We start from the raw sequence: 21,370 nt of genomic DNA, 5'->3' as shown, positions 1-21,370 counted from the left end.
CCCGTAATGCCCTGTTTTCGGGGACCTTTCCCGTCGTGGCCTTCCGCAGGTTCGACGGTTGCAAAATCCTATTATCAAGTCTGCGTAAATAGACCTACACGGCAATTGAGTTTCTGCGCCAGCACTGCTATACGGGGGGCGCGTTTTTCAGGGTGCTCGGGGACACTCCCCGCAAGCAAAGATGTGAAAGATCCCGCCAATGTCCAGAAAGCAGCCCATCTACGAGGGTAAAGCCAAGGTTTTGTACGAAGGTACCGAACCCGGAACCATCATCCAGTATTTCAAGGACGATGCCACGGCGTTCAACGCACAGAAGCGCGGCACCATTGCCGGCAAGGGCGTCCTGAACAACATGATCACCGAATTCGTCATGACCCGTCTGGCGGAAATCGGCATCCCGACGCATTTCATTCGCCGCATCAATATGCGCGAACAGCTTTGCAAGAAATGCGAAATCGTTCCAATCGAAGTCGTGGTGCGCAATATCGTCGCCGGTTCGATGGCCAAACGTCTTGGCCTTGAAGAAGGCGAACGTCTGCCGCGCCCGATCGTCGAATTTTATTACAAAGACGACGCGCTTGGTGATCCGCTGGTTTCTGACGAGCATATCCTTGCCCTTGGCTGGGCAAGTGCCGAAGAGCTCGAGGAAATCGTCGGCATGACCCTTCGCGTCAATGATTACCTGTGCGGCCTGATGCGCGGCATCGGGATCAAGCTGGTCGATTTCAAACTTGAATTCGGACGCGTCTGGGAAGGCGATTTCATGCATCTGGTTCTGGCCGATGAATTCAGCCCGGACAACTGCCGCCTCTGGGATGCCGTGACCAACGAAAAGATGGACAAGGACCGCTTCCGCCGCGATCTTGGCGGGGTCGAGGAAGCCTATCAGGAAGTGGCGCGCCGTCTCGGTGTCCTGCCTGAGTCCGCGGACATAGAATCGCTGAACAAAGACAAATAATCCCAAGGCCGCGCTTGCGCGGCCTTTTCTTATCGACGCCGGAACCGTCGGAACCGGTACATTATTGTTTGCAAACAAGTATCGCCGTATGGCGAGTGCGCACTCAAAGGAGCTTCTCGTGAAAGCACGTGTCCATGTCACCCTGAAGAACGGCGTTCTTGACCCGCAGGGTAAAGCCGTTCATCACGCCCTGCAGGGTCTTGGTTTTGCCGGTGTCAACGATGTCCGCCAGGGCAAGTTCATCGAACTCGAACTGGATGGCAGCGACGTCGAAAAGGCACGCGCCGAGGTCAAGGAAATGTGCGAGAAGCTTCTCGCCAATACCGTGATCGAAGATTACAGCATCGAGCTGGCCTAACTGCCCGGGCGGGGCTTTGCCGTTGCAGGGCCTTTGTCTGTCGCGATCAAGTAACGGATATTAATCGAGAGACGGTATTTCATGAAATCCGCTGTCATCCTCTTCCCCGGCATCAACCGGGAGAATGACGCCATTGCGGCCCTTGAACAGGCCACCGGCACCAAACCGACCGTGGTTTGGCATGGCGAAACCGAACTGCCAAAAACCGACATCATCATGGTTCCGGGTGGTTTTTCCTATGGCGACTATCTGCGTTGCGGCGCCATGGCAGCCAAATCCCCGATCATGCGTGCGGTTGCCGAACGCGCGAAGGCCGGTGTGACCATCCTTGGCGTCTGTAACGGTTTCCAGATTCTGACAGAAGCAGGCCTGCTGCCCGGTGCGCTGATGCGCAATGCCAGCCTGAAATTCATCTGTAAGAACACCCATCTGAAGATCGAAAACACCAATACGCGCTTCACCAACCAGTACAAAACCGGCGAGGTCGTCGATTATCCGGTGGCCCACCATGACGGTAACTTCTTTGCCGATAGCGAAACGCTTGACCGCCTCGAAGGCGAAGGTCGCGTTGTTCTGCGCTATTGCGATGCCAATGGTGTCGTTGATCCGGCAACCAACCTGAACGGGTCGCAGCGCAATATTGCCGGCATCATCAACAAGGCGGGCAACGTCCTTGGCATGATGCCCCACCCGGAAAATGCGATTGATCCGCTCCATGGTGGCACAGATGGCCGCAATCTGTTCAAAAGCTTGGTGGAGGCAGCATCGTGAGTGCTAACGATTTCAACACCCCGATCACGCCGGAACTGGTCAAGGAACACGGCCTGAACGAGGAAGAGTACAAACTCGTCCTCGAAATCATGGGCCGTGAACCCAACATCAACGAGCTTGGCATTTTCTCGGTCATGTGGTCGGAGCATTGCTCTTACAAATCATCGAAAAAATGGCTCAAAACCCTTCCGACCAAGGCTGACTGGGTTATTCAGGGACCGGGTGAAAACGCTGGTGTCATCGACATTGGCGATGGTCAGGCCGCCGTCTTCAAGATGGAAAGCCACAACCACCCCTCCTTTATCGAACCCTATCAGGGTGCGGCAACCGGTGTTGGCGGCATCATGCGCGATGTCTTCACCATGGGTGCCCGTCCGGTCGCAAACCTCAATGCACTGCGCTTTGGCGAACCGGATCATCCGAAAACCCGCCACCTGCTCAGCGGTGTGGTCGAGGGTATTGGCGGTTACGGCAACTGCATGGGTGTGCCGACCATCGGTGGGGAAACCAATTTCCACGCATCGTATAACGGCAATATCCTGGTCAATGCGATGACCGTGGGTCTGGCCGACGCCGACAACATCTTCTATTCCGCAGCAGCCGGTATCGGAAACCCGGTTGTCTATGTCGGTTCGAAAACCGGCCGTGACGGTATCCATGGCGCAACCATGGCCTCGGCCGAGTTTGATGATGACAGCGATGAAAAACGTCCTACCGTTCAGGTCGGCGATCCGTTCACCGAAAAGCTTCTGCTCGAAGCCTGCCTTGAACTGATGGCAACCGACATGATCGTCGCCATTCAGGATATGGGTGCGGCCGGTCTGACCTCGTCCTCGTTCGAAATGGCGTCCAAGGGCGGCGTTGGTGTCGAACTGTGGCTTGATAAAGTCCCGATGCGCGAAGAAGGCATGACCCCCTACGAACTGATGCTTTCAGAATCGCAGGAACGCATGCTGATGGTCCTGAAACCCGGTTGCGAAGACGCCGCCAAGGCGATCTTTGACAAATGGGAACTCGACTTTGCCGTCATCGGTATCCTGACCGATACCAAACGCATGGTTCTTAAATGGCATGGCGAAGTTGCCGGTGATCTTCCGATCGATCCGCTGGCCGAAGCATCGCCGGAATACGACCGTCCGTGGGAACCGACCCCGAAGCAGGATCGTATCGATCCGGCAAGCATTTCGGGCAAGGTCAGCCATATCGATGCGCTGAAAACCCTGATTGCGTCCCCGGACCTCGCGTCGCGTCGCTGGATTTGGGAACAGTATGACCATCTGGTCATGGGCAACACGATTGTCCGTCCGGGGGGTGATGCCGGTGTCGTACGCGTTTCGGGCACGAACAAGGGCATTGCAGCCACCACCGATTGCACCCCGCGCTATGTCATGGCCGATCCGGTCGAAGGTGGCAAACAGGCCGTTGCCGAAGCATATCGCAACCTGGTTGCCACCGGTGCCAAGCCGCTTGCGATCACGGATAACATGAACTTCGGTAACCCGGAACGCCCGCGCATCATGGGTCAGTTCGTTGGTGCCTGCCAGGGCATTGCCGAGGCCTGCATTGCGCTCGACTTCCCGGTCGTTTCGGGCAACGTGTCACTTTACAACGAAACCAATGGCGTCGGCATCATGCCAACGCCCGCAATCGGTGGCGTTGGGGTGATTTCCGATCTGGGTCATCATGCCACTATCGGCATCAAACGCGATGACAGTGCGCTGATCATGATTGGTGCCGCGACCGGTGAACTTGGCCAGTCGCTGTATCTTAAAACCATCGAAGGCCGCGAAGAAGGCGCCCCGCCACCGGTCGATCTGAATGCGGAAAAACGGGCTGGTATGCTGGTACGTGAACTGATCGAGCTTGGTCTGGTCCGCACCTGCCACGATATCGCCGATGGCGGTCTTCTGGTCGCGGTTGCCGAGATGTGCCTTGCGGGCAATATAGGTGCCGATCTGCACCTGCCTGAGTCCGGCAGCGAAGTCGCATGGCTGTTTGGCGAGGATCAGGGCCGCTACGTGATTGCCACCCGCGATCCGGACAAGGTCCTGAACGCGGCGGGCAGCGCGAATGTCGCCGCGGTCATCATCGGTCAGGCCGGGGGTGATGCGGTCACCATTGATGGTGGTGCCAAGGTATCCCTTGCCGAGCTGCGCGACCTGAACGAAGGCTGGATGCCGTCCTATATGGCAGAAGCCGTTCAGTAAGCCGTCCAAACCGCAAACCCGAAACCCCGTCAGAGAAATCTGGCGGGGTTTTGTGTTTTGACCCGGTTCAGTCCAATTTAAGGCAAGCCTGCCGCCAGTTCCCCCAAGATAGCCGCCGTTTGGGCGTCGGCTGGCAACAGAGTTTCAATGGCAAGTTCGGACAATGTGACTTCGACCGGGGTACCAAAGACCGTGGTTGTGCTGACAAAGCGCAATTCACCGGCATCACTTTGCAAAACCAGCGGCACGACAAGCCCGGTCAGTTCTCCTGCCCCGTCAGCCATATCAGTTTCCGTCACCTTCTCGGGGGCCCGGTAACGGCTGGCTTCGTCATAAAGGCCGCGGAGCTTCGCATCTGCTGTCACTGCAATCTGGCGACGCATCCGGTCCAGCAGATGATCGCGCCATTCTGTATAATTGACCACCCGGGGAGCCAACCCGTTCGGATGCAGACTAAGCCGCAAGATATTGACTGGCGGTTTGAGAAATTCCGGGCCAACCCCGCCAAGCAATAAGGGTACGATCCGGTTTGCGGCCACCATGTTCCAGTGCCGGTCCATCGCCAGCGCCGGATAAGGTTCGTGCGCGGTCAGTATTCTTTCCACCGCCATTCGGATGGCTGCCGATTGGTCCGTGCCAAAATCATGGTCGGCATAAATCGGCGCAAATCCTCCGGCAATCAGCATCGAATTGCGTTCACGCAGCGGTACATCAAGACATTCGGAAAGATGCAACACCATGTCGCGACTGGGTCTGGCACGTCCGGTTTCAAGGAAACTCAGATGCCGGGTCGATATCTCCGCCTCGCTTGCAAGGTCAAGCTGGCTCATCCGGCGCTGTTTGCGCCAGACCTTAAGCACAGTGCCAAACGGGTCGGATTTCAGTTCGTTCATCGGATCACCGTCTTGTTGTTAGCCCAATCCTAGCATCAAACGAAAACCGCAAACATTACCTGTCAGGTAATCGTATCCCTTCCCGATCTTGGGCATGGTTGGCAGACCAAAACAACCCAACCAGTCGAAAGATCAATATGATGACAGTCAAAGCGCCCCATAAAATGCTTAGAACGGTTTTGATGTTTGATGCGGCAACCTGTTTTGCTTTCGGCTTGCTACTGTGCCTTGGCGCAGGGCCCCTTACCAGCCTCTTTGGGCTGCCGACCGATCTGCTTCTGTTTGCCGGGCTTATCCTGTTTCCCTGTGCGGTTTTGATGTTTGTCGTAGCAAAGCAGCCCAATCCCAGTCTGGCTCTTGTCTGGTTGATCATACTGGGCAATCTCGGCTGGGTTCTGGGCAGCATCGCGATACTGATCCTGCCGATTGGTGCCCCCACGGCCATTGGATATGGCTTTGTCATCATGCAGGCACTGGGCGTACTTGGCATCGCGGCCTTTGAATATCGCACAATCGCGCGGCATTCCTTGTCGCCTGCCGCCTGAACCCCCATGTCTTCTGGTGGGAGCGGAAGCATCATCAGGGGCCAGAATGACATTTTCGGCAAAGTTCTTCGTCACATCTCTTTTCGTCGTCGGCATGGCCGTTCTGGCCGTGATGCCCGCGACGAAAAGTCATGCCGAAACCATTTATGTCGACGAGGCAAACCCGCCCTTCATGTATCGTGCCGGGGATAAGGCAACAGGTATCTATCCTGCGATGATCCAGGCGATTTTTCTTCATGCCGGGATTGATGTCGATATTGTCGCGGTACCATGGAAACGTGCGATTGAAAATCTCGATGCCAACAAGGGCGGTGTTGCCGGAATATACAAGAATCTCGAACGCCAGAAAAAATATTACTTCTCCGACCCGATCCATGTTGAACGGCTGATGCTTTATCACCACCGCGATATTGCCCCCAAACCGGACGAAATTGAAGATCTGCGCGGCCAGACCGTTGGCGTCATTCGCGGATGGAGCTATGGGGATCAGATCGATGACGCACGCAAACGCGGCGTGTTTACCGCATCCGAAGCATCCGGAGATGAACAGAACTTTCAGATGCTGTCGCTAGGCCGGGTTGATAGCCTGATTGCCATTCAGGAGGCTGGCGATGTCTGGATCAAGCGGTTGAAGCTAGACGAAAAGATTACCCGCGGTGAGGAGCCCGTGCGTGAGAATACGACCTATATCGTATTCAACCGCGCCTCATCTGCGATTTCGATGATGACCGCAATCAATCGTTCGATCGAAGAGTTGCGCGAAAACGGCACCCTGCAACGCATCACCGAGGATGTGTTGCAGGGTGCAAGCAATTACTGATCGAAAGCGAGCGACCTAGCGGAAGCTGATTTTCGGAAACAGGCTTTTCTTCGGTGCGGTTTTCGGACCTACGCGTTCATCAATTGCCGCAGCAATCTTGTCGGCGATGGCAGCATAAGCCTTGGAATGTTCGCCGTCCGGATCGGTATGGATGATCGGTTTGCCTTCGTCCGCGCCAAGGCGGATTTTAAGGTCGAGCGGAATTTCGCCAAGGAAGGGTACGCCAAGTTCGTCGGCGGCCTTGCGGGCACCACCGTGATCAAAGACATGATCGACATGGCCGCATTCCGGGCATTTATAATAGCTCATGTTCTCGATCAGGCCCATCACCGGAACATTGACCTTGCGGAACATGTTGAGCCCCTTGCGCGCATCCAAAAGGGCAATGTCCTGCGGGGTGGAAACAATCACCGCCCCGGTGACCGGGACGCGTTGCGCCATCGAAAGCTGGATATCGCCTGTACCCGGCGGCATATCGACGACAAGAACGTCAAGCTCGCCCCAGTCGCTGTCGCGCAGCAGCTGTTCAAGTGCGCCCATCGCCATCGGCCCACGCCAGATCACCGGCTGTTCTTCATCGACAAGGAACCCGATCGACATAATGCGGATGCCAAATGCTGATGGCGGCACCATTTTGCCCTCCTTGTCGGAATGGGTTGGCTTGGCATCGCGAAGGCCCATCATGCGCGGCAGGCTCGGCCCATAAATATCGGCATCCAGCAGACCGACCTTCAGCCCCTTCGCCGCCAGCGACAGCGCCAGATTGACGGAGGTCGTCGATTTGCCAACCCCACCCTTGCCCGATGCAACGGTGATGATCGAACGCACGGTTGGCAGTTCAAGCGGCTTTTGCGATGCCCCCTGCGGGCGTTGTCCGGCTTGCGGTGCGGGCCCTTGCGCCCCATGTGTATGGCCATGGGAATGGGGATGCGAATGACCACCTTGTGCCGAGACAGAAGCCCCCTTCGGACGTTCTGCCGTAAGGGCCACACGGGCCGTTGTGACCCCGTTCACATCGGCAACGGCACGCTCGGCAGCAAGACGAAGGTCTTCAAGCGACGCCCCGCGCTGCGGGTCCACCGCGATCATGACATTGACAGTTTCGTCATGGATATCAATGCCTTGAACCATACCCTTTTCGACGATACTCTTGCCGTCAGCCGGATCGATAACCGTCGAAAGGGCTTCAGTAATGCGTTCCCGGTTGGGCGAGGTCATATTGCAGTCTCCGAAAATTGGCTTAAGTCCGTGATCGCACAGAACTTGCAGGCGCGTATCGTTGTTTTGCAGGGCAAGCTGTCATATAAGGCCTTAGGGCGTGGCCCCATTAATTACATGCAACGCCGTCCGGATAAAAGGATTCAGACGGAGCTTGGTGCGCAGATAGGTCAGATGACCGCGATAAGCAAGCAATAGGCATGTCATTAATGGGCTCATGTCCCAAGATCGGTAAGCATAAATAAACACCGAACGGCAAGAAGAGGAAGACACTCGATGCCTTGGAATTCACAAGGGGGCGGCGGCCCCTGGGGTGGTGGCGGAAACAATGGCGGCGGCCGCAATCCGTGGGGACAACGTCCCCAGGGTGGCGGTGGCGGCGGTGGTAACACGCCCCCCGATTTTGATGAAATGATTCGCAAAAGCCAGGAACGCCTCAAGCGGCTGTTCCCCGGTGGTGGCGGTTACAAAGGCTTTGTCCTGATTGGTATCGCCATAATCGGGTTGTGGCTTTTGACCGGTTTCTATCGCGTCCAGCCGGGCGAACAGGGTGTAACACTTCTGTTTGGCAAATGGGTTGGTACAACCGGTCCGGGTCTGAATTATTTCCTGCCCGCCCCGATTGGCGAAGTGATCAAGCCGAACGTCGAACGCACCAACCAGATCGAGATCGGTTATCGTGGTAACGGTACCGGCACTGGCGGCGCACGCGATGTCCCGGAAGAAAGCCTGATGCTGACCGGTGATCAGAACATTATCGACATTGATTATGTCGTTCAGTGGCGCATCAGCGATGCCGGTGCCTATCTGTTTAATGTCCGCGATCCGGAAAACACCATCAAGCTTGCAGCCGAAAGTGCGATCCGCGAAGTCATCGGCAAAACCAATCTGGAAGAAGCCCTGACGGTCGGTCGTGTCCGCGTTGAAGAACAGACACGCACCCTGCTGCAATCGATCATGGACGGCTACGCCTCGGGTATTTTCATTGCAGAAGTGAAAATGCAGAAAGTTGACCCGCCGCGTGACGTTATCGATGCGTTCAACGATGTTCAGCGTGCCCGTCAGGACCGTGACCGTTCACAGAACGAAGCACTGGCCTATCGCAACGACATCATCCCGCGTGCAAAAGGTGAAGCAGAACGTCTGGTTCTCGAAGCTCGTGCATACAAGGATCAGGTTGTGAAGAATGCCCAGGGTGAAGCAGAACGCTTTATCTCGGTCTATAATTCCTATCTAACCGCGAAAGATGTCACCACACGTCGTCTGTATCTTGAAACCATGCAGGATGTTCTCAAGAACTCCAACAAGGTCATTCTTGATCAGAACGGTGAAGGTGCAAACGGCGTTGTTCCCTATCTGCCGTTGCCTGAAATCCAGAAACGCGCGAATGCAGGAGGCAATAACTAATGGCTAGTCCTAAACTTATTGCTGCCGGCGTCGTTGTCGTTATTGGTGCCGTCGTTGCATCCATGTGCATGTTTACCGTTCGTCAGGACCAGCAGGCGCTGGTGCTTCAGTTCGGTAATCCGGTCCATGCGGTTTCCGAACCGGGCCTGCATTTCAAGCTGCCGATCCAGAATGTGGAATATTACGAGCGCCGCATTCTTGAACTTGATCCGCCGGTTCAGCAGGTTCTTCTGTCGGACCAGAAGCGTGTCAATGTTGACAGCTTTGCCCGTTGGAGAATCGTTGACCCGCTGCAGTTCCGTCAGCGCGCAACCAACTCGGCGAACTTTGTTCAACTTTTTGGGCAGCGTCTGAACTCGGTTATTCGTGGCGAACTTGCACAGGCTCCGCTTGTGTCGCTTCTGTCGGATAACCGGTCGCAGATCATGGAGAAAATCCAGGCAACCCTGATAGAGCCGGCAAAGGAATTCGGCGTCGAACTGATCGATGTTCGTATCGGTCGTACCGATCTTCCGCAGGAAACGTCGCAGGCGGTGTATAACCGTATGCGTTCTTCGCGTATCGCCGAAGCCGCACAGCTTCGCGCCGAGGGTGAAGAGCTCAAGGCGAAAATTCAGGCAGAAGCGGATCGTGAACGCGTCGGCATTCTGGCCGAAGCCCGCCGTCAGGCAGAAGTTCTGCGCGGTGAAGGTGACGGCCAGCGGAACATCGTTCTTGGTGAAGCCTATGGCAAGGATGCTGGTTTCTTCGAGTTCTATCGTTCGCTGGAAGCCTATCGTGAGGCACTTTCAGATGGTTCGACCATGGTGATTTCACCGGATTCCGAATTCTTCCAGTACTTTAACAACTCGTCGCCTGGCGCAACGCGCTAGACAAACGGGTGCTGGACAAAGCACTAGGGCGACCGGCATAGTGTGCCGGTCGCCCTTTTTTGTTTGAAAATAATGTCCTGTTGATAGTTATATCGCACACAGGTTCATAGAAACGCCGGAACGTCCACGCCCATGAAGGAACTCGTTACAGCTGTTCTCCTGGCCATCGCGCTGGAGGGAATGTTTTATTCGCTGTTCCCGGGCGGCGCCAAACGTGTGATGGAACTGGTGCAGGAAATCCCCGAATCCCAACTACGGATCGGTGGCCTTGTTGCCGCGGTCGTCGCCATCGCCGCGATCTGGGGCGTGCGGGTCTGGCTTTGAAGATAAAGTTCGGGACCATTTCGCGCATATCTGCGCCTTCCGGTGTGCAAACACAGAAAAACCCGGGCTCTTCCTTGATTTTTCTCAGGCTTGCCAAATTTCTGACAAACTCGGCGCTAACTTGGCTAGTTAAGCGGTGCATGAACTATCCAAAAGAACAGCATCGCGTGCTGCAAAAATTCAATACCGTGAACGCGGCAACGAACAGGATCAGACACATGCTAAAAGCATTATACAACCCGGCGCGAAGCAAATTTACGGCTGCGCTGGTGATTGTTCTTCTTGGCGTGACCAGCGTGTCGCAGATTGCGAACGCTCGCCCCGCTCCTGAAAGTTTCGCAGACCTGGCCGAAAAGCTTCTGCCCAGTGTGGTAAATATCTCGACCAGTCAGATGGTGGCCGAACGCCAGGGTCCGGACTTCCAGTTCCCCCCCGGCTCGCCGTTTGAAGATCTTTTCAAGGACTTCATGGATCGCAACGGACAAGGTGGTGGACAAGGCCAGGGCCAGACTCCCCAGCAGCGCCGTGCGACCGCACTGGGTTCGGGCTTTATAATATCGGCTGACGGTTACATCGTGACCAACAACCATGTGATTGACGGTGCCGACGAAATCACGGTGCGCCTGCATGATGGCGATACGCTTCCGGCGAAACTGATCGGTCGCGACCCGAAAACGGATGTCGCACTTCTGAAAGTCGAACCGACAGAAGACCTGCCTTTCGTTAAATGGGGGGATTCAGACCATTCCCGCATTGGCGACTGGGCGATGGCGATCGGTAACCCGTTCGGCCTTGGCGGCACGGTGACCGCCGGGATCATTTCGGCACGTAACCGTGACATCAATCAGGGTCCGTATGACGATTTCATCCAGACCGATGCCTCGATCAACCGCGGGAACTCCGGCGGACCGCTGTTCAACCTTGATGGCGACGTCATCGGGATCAACAGCGCGATCTATTCGCCGTCCGGTGGTTCGGTCGGGATCGGTTTTGCCATTCCCTCGGCAATTGCACAGTCGGTTGTCGAACAGCTCAAGGAATATGGCCGGACCCGCCGTGGCTGGCTTGGCGTTCACATCCAGACCGTGACCGACGATATCGCGGACTCGGTCGGCCTTGATGAATCGACCGGTGCAATGGTTGCCGGTGTATCCGAAGACGGTCCTGCAAAAGCCGCTGGCATCAAACAGGGTGACGTCATCCTGTCGTTTGATGGCAAGGAAGTCGAAAGCATGCGTCGCCTGCCGCGGATCGTTGCCGAAACCAAAATCGGCAAGGATGTCGATGTGGTGATCTGGCGTGACGGTGAAAAGAAAACCGTTCAGGTCGAACTCGGCGAACTTGAAGAAGAAACCGTCGCAACCGCGGCAGAACCGGGTGAAGAACAGGCACCTGCCGCGATTGCCGAAGCTGAAATCAAGGCACTTGGCCTCAAGGTCGCCAATGTCGATGATGAACTGCGTCGCCGCTATAACCTCGCCGAAGGCACCGAGGGTGTCATCGTGACCGATGTGAATGGTGACAGCTATGCTGCAGAAAAAGGTGTCCGCCCAGGCGACATCATTATCGAGGCATCGCACAGCTCGGTTTCAACCGTCGAAGAAGTAGCCGATGCCGTTAAAAAGGCACTTGATGATGATAAACGCACCATCCTGATGCTGATTGAAACCTCGGCAGGTCCGCGTTACTTCGGCCTGACCCTGAATAAGGAAGAATAAGGCCTTCGGGTTTTACTCTACGATGATCAAAAAAGGGCGGCCCTTGCGGGTCGCCCTTTTTGCTGCACGTTTTTTTGGCTGCCTGGATCAGATCACAAAATCGGATTTGGCATAGCCCTGCAGATATAATAACGCGGTCAGGTCACCATGATTGATGCAGATGCGCGCCTGCTCCTGAACCGCTGGCTTGGCATGAAATGCCACACCTGTCCCGGCAAGCGAAATCATCTGCAGATCATTAGCACCATCACCAACCGCAATGGCATCCTCTACCCCGATACCCTGCTCTGCCGTCAGTTTTTCAAGCGCATCGACCTTGGCCTGACGGTCCAGAACCGGTTTTTGTACCTTGCCGGTCAGCTTGCCGTCCTGGGTGATCAGAACATTGGCCTGGTCGAAATCAAAACCAAGTTCGCGGCGGACCGCACCGGTAAAGTAATCAAAACCGCCCGATACAAGGGCGGCAAAGGCACCATTGGCCTTCATGGTCGCAACCAAGGTTTTCGCCCCGCCGGTATATTCAATTTCTTTCCAGGCTTCGGCCAGCATATCGGTCGACATGCCATCAAGCAGCCCGACGCGTTCATCAAGGGCGGCCTCGAAATCAAGTTCGCCATTCATCGCGCGTGCCGTAATCGCGGCGACATGGTCCTTGACCCCGGCAAAGGCCGCAAGCTCGTCAAGCGTTTCACCGGTGACCATTGTGCTGTCCATATCGGCAATCAGCAATTTCTTGCGGCGCGTTTTGGCAGTCTGGGTCACGGCATCAACACCAAGACCGGCATCACGTAACGCCGTATCGGCAATATCAAGGCTCAGCCCGGCAAAGCCGATATCGCACGCCTCGCGCGTCGCCAGCCACGAAACATCCCCGACACGCGCCCCGGCCCCGGCCAGAACTGTTTTGGCACGCGCGACAATATCGTCACCTAGCGCGTTCGAATTGGGGGCAGCGATCAGGGTCAGGACCAGATCCATGGATTGCAGACTCCTTGGCATGGCGAAAGATTAATAATATTGCGCTCTTTATCCGTATTGCGACCGGCAAAGACAAGAGCCGTTTTATCAAAGCCGCCCCTCTACGCAGTTTTTGTCCCGCAATGATGACGCTAATATCTATGCCTTGCGGGTCGAAGCCCATAAACTGGCCGACCACGATAAATTGAATGATTGAAAGTGCCTTTCCGATGTCGGCCCAGACCACAGCCCCCTTCCAACCCGTCCTGATCGTTGCCGGACCAACCGCCAGCGGTAAGTCCGCGTTGGCGCTTGATCTGGCGGAGGCATTTGACGGCGTGGTGATCAATGCCGACAGCATGCAGGTTTATAAGGAACTACGTGTGTTAAGTGCGCGCCCTGATGACAGTGAGATCGCATGCGCGCCGCATCGGCTTTATGGCGTATTGTCCGGGCGCGAGGCATGTTCGGCCGGGAAGTGGCGCGACATGGCGATGGCGGAAATTGCCAAATGTCATGCAAAGGGCAAGCTTCCGATCATTACCGGGGGGACCGGCATGTATCTGAATGCCCTGACGGCGGGGATCGCCCCGATTCCCGATATTCCCGCCGGGATTCGCCAACAAATCACTACCGATCTTGAAAAAGCCGGGCATCAGGCGTTTTTCAATGATTTTGCCAAACGCGATCCCGACACAGCCGCCACCCTTGATCCGTCAAACACCCAGCGCCTGATCCGCGCAGCCGAAGTTCTGGCCGGAACCGGCCGAGGTCTTGCAGCATGGCATCATGAGCCGATGGTGACACCTCCCGAAGGCATAGTTTTCAAAAAGCTATGCTACATGCCCCCGCGCGACATTCTTTATGATCGCTGCAACCGGCGTTTCGATTTGATGATCGAACAGGGCGCAATCGAGGAAGTCAGCGGACTTCTGGCCGAAAACCTGCCGGAAACGGCCCCTGTGATGAAAGCCGTCGGGGTGCGCGAGATAGCCGCCTACCTTGCCGGCCAGATTGATCTTGAGACAGCAAAAGAGAAATCACAGCGCGAAACCCGGCGTTATGCCAAGCGGCAATTAACGTGGTTTCGCCATCAGATGAGTGACAAGGAGACCATCGACGCGCAATATTCGGAAAGTTTAGCTGACAAATTGCGTAATGATGTTCACCAATTTCTGTTGACCACGCCAAAGTGAGGCGATAGGTTGGCCCTTCCGCCGTCGAAATGGCGGAAAACCGCCGTTTCGGCGGATTTTTCAACTCCAGTTCAAGGGTAATTGGATCATGTATCAACCACGCGGTTATCACGCGGCACGTTGTTGTCGCTAAGGAAGAGGCTCGAAAATCATGGCAGAACGTATTTTAAGCGGTTCGGAAGTAGTGTTGCAGGCTCTGGTCGATCAGGGTGTGGAAGTCGTGTTCGGCTATCCCGGCGGCGCCGTCCTACCGCTATATGACGAGATATTTAAACAAAACCGGATTCGTCATATCCTAGTACGCCATGAACAGGCTGCCGTGCATGCCGCCGAAGGTTACGCACGTTCGACCGGAAAGGTCGGCGTTGTTCTGGTAACCAGCGGTCCGGGTGCAACGAATGCCGTTACCGGCCTTACCGATGCGTTGATGGATTCGATTCCCGTCGTCTGCCTGACCGGGCAGGTTCCGACCCACCTGATCGGCAATGACGCCTTTCAGGAAGCCGACACCACCGGCATCACCCGCCCCTGCACCAAGCATAACTATCTGGTGAAGGACAGTGCGAAGCTTGCCCGCACGATGCATGAAGCATTCCATGTTGCGTCAAGCGGCCGCCCGGGTCCGGTCGTGATCGACCTGCCGAAAGATATTCTGGTCGCCAAGGCACCGTATCTTGAGCCTTCACAGGTTCAGCACCGCACCTATAACCCGGTTGTCAAAGGCGACCGCCGCCAGATCGAGGAAGCGCTCGAACTGCTGGCATCGGCGAAAAAGCCGATCCTGTATTGCGGTGGTGGCGTGATCAATTCCGGCAGTCAGGCCTGCAAGGTCCTGACGGAATTCACCCGCCTGACCGGTGTTCCGATTACGCTGACCCTGATGGGGCTTGGTGCCTATCCGGCATCAGACAAGCAGTATCTTGGCATGCTCGGCATGCACGGCACCTACGAAGCCAACATGGCGATGCATGATTGCGATGTCATGATTGCGGTTGGTGCACGGTTTGATGACCGCGTGACCGGCAACCTTGATTTCTTCTCGCCGGGCTCACAGAAAGTCCAGATCGATATTGATCAAAGCTCGATCAACAAGAACGTTCCGGTTGATATCGGGATTGTTGGCGATGTCGGTCATGTCCTTGAAGACATGATGAAAATCTGGAAAGCCAAACAGCACAAGATCGAAGCCAAGGCGCTTGATAGCTGGTGGGACGAGATTGAAGGCTGGCGTGGTAAACACTGCCTGTCCTACAAACAGCCCAAGGACATCATCAAGCCGCAGCACGTGATCCGTCGCCTGCATGCGCTGACGCGTGATCGCAAGACCTACATCACCACCGATGTCGGGCAGCACCAGATGTGGGCAGCCCAGCATTTCGGGTTTGAACATCCGCATGAATGGATGACGTCCGGTGGTCTTGGCACTATGGGGTATGGCATGCCCGCCGCCCTTGGGGTCCAGGTTGCCCATCCGGATGCAACCGTGATCTGCTTTACCGGTGATGCATCGATCATGATGAACATTCAGGAATGCGCGACGCTGACCCAGTATCGCCTGCCGGTGAAAACCGTCATCCTGAACAACCGTTACATGGGCATGGTCCGCCAGTGGCAGCAGCTTCTGCACGGGTCGCGCTATTCGGAAAGTTATAGCGAATCCCTTCCGGATTTCGTCAAACTGTCCGAGGCATTCGGCTTTACCGGTATGACCTGTAACAACGCGGCCGATCTTGATGACGCACTGACCAAGATGCTTGAAATCGATGGTCCGGTGATCCTCGACGTTGCCGTGGATGACAAGGAAAACTGCTATCCGATGATTCCGTCGGGCAAGCCGCATAATGAAATGCTGCTTGGGGCGGAAACCACCGGTGACGAAGCCATTGATTCCGACGAAGGGATGGTTCTGGTCTGATCCGCGAAACCCTTTTGCGACAAGACATCATCAAAACCAAAATCAAAGGCCGGGCCGGGCTGCACACTGAATGCGCCCGCCCGCGCCCTAGCGGAGCAAGACCCGTGAAAGAAACCGAAATTTCGAAACACACGATATCCGTTCTGGTGGATAACGAAGCAGGCGTTCTGGCCCGTGTCATCGGCCTGTTTTCTGGCCGTGGCTATAACATCGAAAGCCTGACCGTGGCCGAGGTTGACGCCAGTTCCCACCAGTCCCGCATCACCGTTGTCACCTCGGGTACGCCCATGGTGATCGAACAGATCAAGGCACAGCTTTCACGTCTGGTGCCGGTTCACAAGGTCAGCGATCTGACCCTTGCCGGACCATGCGTTGAACGTGAACTTGCCCTGGTCAAGGTGATTGCATCGGGTGAAAAGCGCGTCGAGTCCCTGCGTATTGCCGATATTTTCAAGGCACGCGCAGTCGATGCGACCAACAGTTCCTTCGTCTTCGAAATCATCGGAAGCCCGGAAAAAATCGACGCCTTCATCAAATTGATGGAGCCGTTGGGGCTTTCGGAAACTTCGCGCACGGGTGTCGCAGCAATTTCGCGCGGCACGCTGACGATGTGAGTTCACCTGGGATGCCTTGGCATTCCCGCTTTAACCAATTTGATCCATCCGCCACGCAAACAAAAATCGCGTGGTCCAACGTCCAGAGGTATCGAAAGATGCGTGTTTATTACGACCGCGATGCAGATGTTAATCTGATCAAGACCAAAAAAGTTGCCATCATCGGTTACGGTTCGCAGGGCCATGCCCATGCCCTAAACCTTCATGATTCCGGTGTTAAAGACGTTGTTGTCGGCCTTCGTGAAGGTTCTTCGTCCCGCAAAAAGGCTGAAAATGCCGGCCTGAAAACCATGACCCCGGCCGAAGCCGCAGCATGGGCAGACGTTGTCATGATCCTGACCCCGGATGAACACCAGGCTGCGATCTATGCCAACGAACTGCGCGACAACCTGAAAGATGGTGCTGCCCTTCTGTTCGCACACGGCCTTAACGTCCATTTCGGCCTGATCGAACCGCGCGCTGATCTTGATGTCATGATGATCGCACCGAAAGGCCCGGGCCACACGGTTCGTTCCGAATACAAGCGTGGCGGCGGTGTACCTTGCCTCGTTGCCATCGAACAGAACGCGTCGGGCAATGCGCTTGAACTGGCTCTGTCCTATGCATCGGCAATCGGTGGCGGCCGTTCGGGCGTGATCGAAACCACCTTCCGCGAAGAATGCGAAACCGACCTGTTCGGTGAACAGGCTGTTCTTTGCGGCGGCCTGACCCAGCTGATCAAATACGGTTTCGAGACCCTTACCGAAGCTGGTTATGCTCCGGAAATGGCCTATTTCGAATGCCTGCACGAAGTGAAACTGATCGTCGACCTGATGTATGAAGGCGGCATGGCCAACATGCGTTACTCGATCTCGAACACCGCGGAATACGGCGACTATGTCACCGGCCCGCGCGTGATCGACGCATCGGTCAAAGAACGCATGAAAGAAGTTCTTGCCGACATTCAGGAAGGCAAATTCGTTCGTGACTTCGTTCAGGAAATGCATTGCGGCCAGCCGATGTTCAAGGCAACCCGTCGCCTGAACGCCGAACACGAAATCGAAGAAGTCGGTACCAAACTGCGCGCGATGATGCCGTGGATTGCTGCCAACCAGCTTGTCGACAAAGAAAAGAACTAAGCTTTAGCTTTGTTTTGCAAAACGGCCGTCCCGATGGGGCGGCCGTTTTTGTTTGTCCGCACACAACAGCCATGACGTGTTTGGGGTGGATTTTACAGGCCGATCCGCGTAATCCTGACCTTTAAAACTTTAACTCAAACATGAGCATTTTGAATGTCGGACTTTATCGATACCGCCCCGGAAGTCGCCGAAGCCCTTGCTGCTGGCAAGCCGGTTGTCGCCCTTGAATCCACCATCATCTCGCACGGGATGCCCTATCCGCAGAACCTTGAAACCGCGCAGGCGGTTGAACAGGATGTGCGCGATAATGGCGCAATCCCGGCCACCATCGCGGTGATCGGCGGGCGTTGCAAAATCGGCCTGTCGCCGTCGGAACTGGAATATTTCGCCAAGGGTACCGACATTCTGAAACTTTCGCGCCGGGACATCCCATACTGCATCGCCAAGAAGCGCGATGGTGCGACCACCGTTTCCGCCACCATGATTCTGGCGGAAAAGGCGGGCATCAAGGTCTTTGCCACCGGCGGGATTGGCGGGGTTCACCGCGAACTGGCAGCAAGTTTCGATATCTCGGCCGATCTGACCGAACTTGGCAAAACCAGTGTTGCCGTCGTCTGCGCCGGTGCCAAGGCGATCCTTGATATTCCGATGACGCTTGAACATCTTGAAACGCTGGGTGTGCCGGTCATTTCATATGGCACAGATGAATTCCCGGCTTTCTATACCGTCAAAAGCGGCCAGAAAGCCCCGATCCGCCTTGATAGTCCTGCCGAGATTGCAGAATTCCTGAAATCGAAATGGGAATTTGGTCTTGAAGGCGGGGCTGTAATCGGCAACCCGCCGCCAGCTGACAAGGCATTGGAACTTGATGCCATCGAACATGCGATTGATAGTGCCCTGATCGAAGCCAAGGGCCTTAACATCCATGGTCGCGAAGTCACGCCCTTCCTGCTGGAACGCGTGACCCAGCATACCAAGGGCAAAAGCCTTGAAGCCAATATTGCGCTGGTGCGCAACAATGCGGTCCTTGGCGCCAAAATCGCGGTTGCGCTGGCAGGCTAAGCCCGCCCCATTCCGATTAAAAAAGGCAGCCATCCAGGCTGCCTTTTTTTTATTCCGGTGCCTTGGCAACCGAGGCCGGATCAAGTCGGGTATCTGCCACCGGCTCGCCCCAGACATTGGCGCAGGGCAAAACACCGGCCCAGACTGGCAGACCATAATCTTCCTCGTCATCGACCGGATCACCGGTGCGGACCTTGGCCGATACCTCGTTCAGGTCAAAACCAAGGAACATGGTGGCCTTGAGCTCCTGTTCATTGGGATGACGGATCTGGTCCCAGCGGCCTTTGGACAGCTTTTCGACAAACAGCCGGGAATGTTCCATTTTGCCTTCCGGGTCGGTTACGATTTCGCCCTTGCCGTAAATCACGACCGAACGGTAATTGGCCGAGTGATGAAAGGCCGAACGCGCCATCACCAGACCGTCCAGATGCGTAATGCACAGGCAGGCTTCCTCGCCATTGGCGATAGCGGCCAGAATGCGGTTCTTCGATGCACCATGGATATAAATCCGTTCCCCCACGCGCCAATGCGCCGTCGGGATCATTGAGGGACGGCCATTCACGATGGTGCCAACATGACAGATCAGGGCATCATCAATGATACCATGCACAAGTTTTCGGTCGTAACTGGCACGTTTGGGGCCACGCACCACTTTGGTTGCGGGATGGACTTCGTATTGTGCCGGAAGTGCGGTGGTATCTGACATTTTCTTTGTTCTCTGTAGCTTCTGGTGACGCAAGGGCTGACGTCATCATCGACAGAATTGGACTTTATCACAGGTCCGTTATAAGAATTTTGACAGAACCAATTTCAACATCATCCGTCACCGATTGGCCAAGATGCGCAGCGACTACACCTGGATTTATCCCAGCCATACCGCCAAAGCCGACAATGCGAAGGAAGACAGCGCCTATCGCCGTCTTTATCTTGGCATTCGCCAGGCCATTCTGGACGGGCGGTTACATCCGGGCGAGAAGCTGCCCGCCAGTCGAGACCTGGCCAAAAGCCTTGGCGTTTCGCGCAATACGGTGGTGACGAGTTTCGATTTGCTGGTATCCGAGGGGTATCTGGAAACCCGGATCGGTGCCGGAAGCTTCGTTGCCAGCAGCCTGCCCGACCGGGAAATGACCGCCACCGCCACACCCGAAGCACTGGACCCGGCGCGCAAGGCGACCCGCCCCGTCCGCCTGAGCCAGAGTGCGACCCGCATGCTGGCCTATGACCGACGCTTTCCAAGATTTCGCGTGGCGCGTCCGTTTAACCCGGGGACACCGGATCTTGATGCCTTTCCATTTGATCTGTGGGCGCGGTTGTTGCGCCGAGGTTGGCGGGCACCGGCACTTGACCTGACCATTCCAGTTGATCCGCTTGGCATGCCCGCATTGCGGGACGAGGTTGCCAAGTGGCTTCGCCAGTCCCGCGGGGTCAAATGCGATGCCGATCAGGTGATGATTGTTTCAGGCGCGCAGCAGGCGCTGGATCTGATTGCGCGTGCCCTTGTGGATCCGGGTGACGTGATCGCAACCGAGGACCCGGGTTACGAAGGCATTCGCGGGGTTCTGGCCGCCAGTGGTGCCACCTTGCTGCCGATCCCGGTGGACGGCGAGGGATTGCAGGTAGATCAGCTTGGCAAGGGTGCACCGGCCCGGATCGTCGTTACGACGCCATCACGCAATTATCCGCTGGGCACGACATTGTCGCTTGCCCGCCGTCTTGCCCTCTTGCAATGGGCAGACGCCCATGATGCGTGGATTGTCGAAGACGATTATGACAGCGATTATCGCTATGACGGGCCGCCGTTATCGTCCCTTCAGGGATTGGACCGGCAAAATCGCGTGCTTTATGTCGGCACGTTTTCGCGCGTCCTGTTTCCCGGTATCCGGCTTGGTTATCTGGTTCTGCCGCCTGCCCTGATCCCGGTATTTCGCGGCATGCGCGGCTTCGCCGATGGTGTGCCTGCCCCGACGGCACAGGCCGCACTGGCCGCATTTTTCGCCGAGGGGCACTTTGGCGGTCATGTCCGCAAGATGCGGCTGAGTTACGGGGAACGAAGGGCACATCTGCGCGAACTGATCGAAACACGTGCCAGTGATATTTTGCAGGTCCTGCCGTCGGATGGGGGGCTTCATCTTTGTACGCGCCTGACCGGTGGACAGGATGATGTTGAATTGCAGGAACGGATGGTTCATGCACAGCTCGATTGCCGCGCCCTTTCATCCTACTACCATGATAAATCAGAAGAAAATCGCGGCAATCTGCCGCAAGGGCTGGTGCTTGGTTTTGCCGGATGGAAAAAGAACGTCATTTCGCAAAGTTTCGATGAACTGATCGATCTGGTGCGCCGTACATAACGATGTACCCCGAGCCAGAGAGAGCGCATCGGCATCCCCTCTATGCTGTCACAGTCGATGTGCTCT

20 protein-coding genes are annotated in these 21,370 nt (G+C 56.0%); 16 read left to right on the top strand and 4 right to left on the bottom strand.

Annotation, left to right across the window (positions count from 1 at the left end; all coding sequences use genetic code 11):
* Positions 1-199: 199 nt before the first annotated feature.
* The 4 genes from purC (at position 200) to purL (ending at position 4,294) form a co-directional block, all read left to right on the top strand.
* The gene (gene purC / locus AUP42_RS19925) at positions 200-958 is read left to right on the top strand and encodes a phosphoribosylaminoimidazolesuccinocarboxamide synthase (RefSeq protein ID WP_007092029.1); all 759 of its coding nucleotides are present in this window, start codon (positions 200-202) and stop codon (positions 956-958) included.
* A 118-nt stretch (positions 959-1,076) separates the two neighbouring features.
* The gene (purS, locus tag AUP42_RS19920; RefSeq protein ID WP_007092030.1) at positions 1,077-1,316 is read left to right on the top strand and encodes a phosphoribosylformylglycinamidine synthase subunit PurS; all 240 of its coding nucleotides are present in this window, start codon (positions 1,077-1,079) and stop codon (positions 1,314-1,316) included.
* A gap of 81 nt (positions 1,317-1,397) precedes the next feature.
* Positions 1,398-2,087: a phosphoribosylformylglycinamidine synthase subunit PurQ gene (purQ, locus tag AUP42_RS19915; RefSeq protein WP_062953340.1), complete on the top strand. Its 690-nt coding sequence runs from the start codon at positions 1,398-1,400 to the stop codon at positions 2,085-2,087.
* On the top strand, positions 2,084-4,294 hold the full coding sequence (purL, locus tag AUP42_RS19910) for a phosphoribosylformylglycinamidine synthase subunit PurL (RefSeq protein WP_062953339.1): 2,211 nt from the start codon (positions 2,084-2,086) through the stop codon (positions 4,292-4,294). Before purQ ends, purL begins: the two co-directional genes overlap by 4 nt.
* 77 nt (positions 4,295-4,371) lie before the next feature.
* On the opposite strand, the gene AUP42_RS19905 is transcribed toward purL, so the two are convergent.
* Complete coding sequence (locus AUP42_RS19905) at positions 4,372-5,187, bottom strand: helix-turn-helix domain-containing protein (RefSeq protein WP_062953338.1); 816 nt, start codon at positions 5,185-5,187, stop codon at positions 4,372-4,374.
* A 137-nt stretch (positions 5,188-5,324) separates the two neighbouring features.
* On the opposite strand from AUP42_RS19905, the gene AUP42_RS19900 reads away from it, so the two are divergent.
* Both AUP42_RS19900 and AUP42_RS19895 read left to right on the top strand, forming a co-directional pair.
* A complete protein-coding gene (locus AUP42_RS19900; RefSeq protein ID WP_156484666.1) occupies positions 5,325-5,732 on the top strand; it encodes a hypothetical protein in 408 nt (135 codons plus the stop codon).
* A gap of 46 nt (positions 5,733-5,778) precedes the next feature.
* Positions 5,779-6,552, top strand: a complete 774-nt coding sequence (locus AUP42_RS19895) for a substrate-binding periplasmic protein (protein WP_062953336.1) — start codon at positions 5,779-5,781, stop codon at positions 6,550-6,552.
* 15 nt (positions 6,553-6,567) lie between these two features.
* Here AUP42_RS19895 and AUP42_RS19890 read toward each other — a convergent pair whose 3' ends face one another.
* Positions 6,568-7,770: an Mrp/NBP35 family ATP-binding protein gene (locus AUP42_RS19890; protein ID WP_062953335.1), complete on the bottom strand. Its 1,203-nt coding sequence runs from the start codon at positions 7,768-7,770 to the stop codon at positions 6,568-6,570.
* 276 nt (positions 7,771-8,046) lie between these two features.
* On the opposite strand from AUP42_RS19890, the gene hflK reads away from it, so the two are divergent.
* The 4 genes from hflK to AUP42_RS19870 all read left to right on the top strand — a co-directional run bounded on the left by hflK (position 8,047) and on the right by AUP42_RS19870 (position 12,091).
* Positions 8,047-9,177: an FtsH protease activity modulator HflK gene (gene hflK / locus AUP42_RS19885; protein ID WP_062953334.1), complete on the top strand. Its 1,131-nt coding sequence runs from the start codon at positions 8,047-8,049 to the stop codon at positions 9,175-9,177.
* Positions 9,177-10,049, top strand: a complete 873-nt coding sequence (gene hflC / locus AUP42_RS19880; RefSeq protein ID WP_062953333.1) for a protease modulator HflC — start codon at positions 9,177-9,179, stop codon at positions 10,047-10,049. Before hflK ends, hflC begins: the two co-directional genes overlap by 1 nt.
* 132 nt (positions 10,050-10,181) lie before the next feature.
* Positions 10,182-10,373: a DUF2065 domain-containing protein gene (locus AUP42_RS19875; RefSeq protein ID WP_062953332.1), complete on the top strand. Its 192-nt coding sequence runs from the start codon at positions 10,182-10,184 to the stop codon at positions 10,371-10,373.
* A 218-nt stretch (positions 10,374-10,591) separates the two neighbouring features.
* The gene (locus AUP42_RS19870; RefSeq protein WP_062953331.1) at positions 10,592-12,091 is read left to right on the top strand and encodes a DegQ family serine endoprotease; all 1,500 of its coding nucleotides are present in this window, start codon (positions 10,592-10,594) and stop codon (positions 12,089-12,091) included.
* Positions 12,092-12,178: 87 nt separating this feature from the next.
* On the opposite strand, the gene serB is transcribed toward AUP42_RS19870, so the two are convergent.
* Positions 12,179-13,069: a phosphoserine phosphatase SerB gene (serB, locus tag AUP42_RS19865; RefSeq protein WP_062953330.1), complete on the bottom strand. Its 891-nt coding sequence runs from the start codon at positions 13,067-13,069 to the stop codon at positions 12,179-12,181.
* Positions 13,070-13,257: 188 nt separating this feature from the next.
* On the opposite strand from serB, the gene miaA reads away from it, so the two are divergent.
* The 5 genes from miaA (at position 13,258) to AUP42_RS19840 (ending at position 18,953) form a co-directional block, all read left to right on the top strand.
* Positions 13,258-14,244, top strand: coding sequence for a tRNA (adenosine(37)-N6)-dimethylallyltransferase MiaA (gene miaA / locus AUP42_RS19860; protein ID WP_062953329.1), 987 nt, complete (start codon positions 13,258-13,260; stop codon positions 14,242-14,244).
* 151 nt (positions 14,245-14,395) lie between these two features.
* On the top strand, positions 14,396-16,159 hold the full coding sequence (locus AUP42_RS19855; RefSeq protein ID WP_062953328.1) for an acetolactate synthase 3 large subunit: 1,764 nt from the start codon (positions 14,396-14,398) through the stop codon (positions 16,157-16,159).
* A 104-nt stretch (positions 16,160-16,263) separates the two neighbouring features.
* On the top strand, positions 16,264-16,773 hold the full coding sequence (gene ilvN, locus AUP42_RS19850; protein WP_037989846.1) for an acetolactate synthase small subunit: 510 nt from the start codon (positions 16,264-16,266) through the stop codon (positions 16,771-16,773).
* A 98-nt stretch (positions 16,774-16,871) separates the two neighbouring features.
* On the top strand, positions 16,872-17,891 hold the full coding sequence (ilvC, locus tag AUP42_RS19845; protein ID WP_007092048.1) for a ketol-acid reductoisomerase: 1,020 nt from the start codon (positions 16,872-16,874) through the stop codon (positions 17,889-17,891).
* A 153-nt stretch (positions 17,892-18,044) separates the two neighbouring features.
* Positions 18,045-18,953 carry a pseudouridine-5'-phosphate glycosidase gene (locus AUP42_RS19840; RefSeq protein ID WP_062953327.1) on the top strand — a complete coding sequence of 303 codons (909 nt, stop codon included), beginning with the start codon at positions 18,045-18,047 and terminating at the stop codon, positions 18,951-18,953.
* 49 nt (positions 18,954-19,002) lie between these two features.
* On the opposite strand, the gene AUP42_RS19835 is transcribed toward AUP42_RS19840, so the two are convergent.
* Positions 19,003-19,659, bottom strand: coding sequence for a pyridoxamine 5'-phosphate oxidase family protein (locus AUP42_RS19835; RefSeq protein WP_062953326.1), 657 nt, complete (start codon positions 19,657-19,659; stop codon positions 19,003-19,005).
* 133 nt (positions 19,660-19,792) lie between these two features.
* On the opposite strand from AUP42_RS19835, the gene AUP42_RS19830 reads away from it, so the two are divergent.
* On the top strand, positions 19,793-21,304 hold the full coding sequence (locus AUP42_RS19830; protein ID WP_062953441.1) for a PLP-dependent aminotransferase family protein: 1,512 nt from the start codon (positions 19,793-19,795) through the stop codon (positions 21,302-21,304).
* Positions 21,305-21,370: the final 66 nt, after the last annotated feature.

The organism is Thalassospira lucentensis (genome assembly GCF_001613805.1).
GTDB classification, from domain to species: Bacteria; Pseudomonadota; Alphaproteobacteria; order Rhodospirillales; family Thalassospiraceae; genus Thalassospira; species Thalassospira lucentensis_A.
This window is presented reverse-complemented; position numbering and strand designations above follow the sequence as displayed.

Coding starts and splice junctions, on each gene's coding strand:
- purC (WP_007092029.1), top strand. CDS start 200: ATGTCCAGAAAGCAGCCCATCTACGAGGGTAAAGCCAAGGTTTTGTAC.
- purQ (WP_062953340.1), top strand. CDS start 1,398: ATGAAATCCGCTGTCATCCTCTTCCCCGGCATCAACCGGGAGAATGAC.
- AUP42_RS19905 (WP_062953338.1), bottom strand. CDS start 5,187: ATGAACGAACTGAAATCCGACCCGTTTGGCACTGTGCTTAAGGTCTGG.
- AUP42_RS19900 (WP_156484666.1), top strand. CDS start 5,325: ATGATGACAGTCAAAGCGCCCCATAAAATGCTTAGAACGGTTTTGATG.
- AUP42_RS19895 (WP_062953336.1), top strand. CDS start 5,779: ATGACATTTTCGGCAAAGTTCTTCGTCACATCTCTTTTCGTCGTCGGC.
- AUP42_RS19890 (WP_062953335.1), bottom strand. CDS start 7,770: ATGACCTCGCCCAACCGGGAACGCATTACTGAAGCCCTTTCGACGGTT.
- hflK (WP_062953334.1), top strand. CDS start 8,047: ATGCCTTGGAATTCACAAGGGGGCGGCGGCCCCTGGGGTGGTGGCGGA.
- hflC (WP_062953333.1), top strand. CDS start 9,177: ATGGCTAGTCCTAAACTTATTGCTGCCGGCGTCGTTGTCGTTATTGGT.
- AUP42_RS19875 (WP_062953332.1), top strand. CDS start 10,182: ATGAAGGAACTCGTTACAGCTGTTCTCCTGGCCATCGCGCTGGAGGGA.
- AUP42_RS19870 (WP_062953331.1), top strand. CDS start 10,592: ATGCTAAAAGCATTATACAACCCGGCGCGAAGCAAATTTACGGCTGCG.
- serB (WP_062953330.1), bottom strand. CDS start 13,069: ATGGATCTGGTCCTGACCCTGATCGCTGCCCCCAATTCGAACGCGCTA.
- miaA (WP_062953329.1), top strand. CDS start 13,258: ATGATTGAAAGTGCCTTTCCGATGTCGGCCCAGACCACAGCCCCCTTC.
- AUP42_RS19855 (WP_062953328.1), top strand. CDS start 14,396: ATGGCAGAACGTATTTTAAGCGGTTCGGAAGTAGTGTTGCAGGCTCTG.
- ilvC (WP_007092048.1), top strand. CDS start 16,872: ATGCGTGTTTATTACGACCGCGATGCAGATGTTAATCTGATCAAGACC.
- AUP42_RS19840 (WP_062953327.1), top strand. CDS start 18,045: ATGTCGGACTTTATCGATACCGCCCCGGAAGTCGCCGAAGCCCTTGCT.
- AUP42_RS19835 (WP_062953326.1), bottom strand. CDS start 19,659: ATGTCAGATACCACCGCACTTCCGGCACAATACGAAGTCCATCCCGCA.
- AUP42_RS19830 (WP_062953441.1), top strand. CDS start 19,793: ATGCGCAGCGACTACACCTGGATTTATCCCAGCCATACCGCCAAAGCC.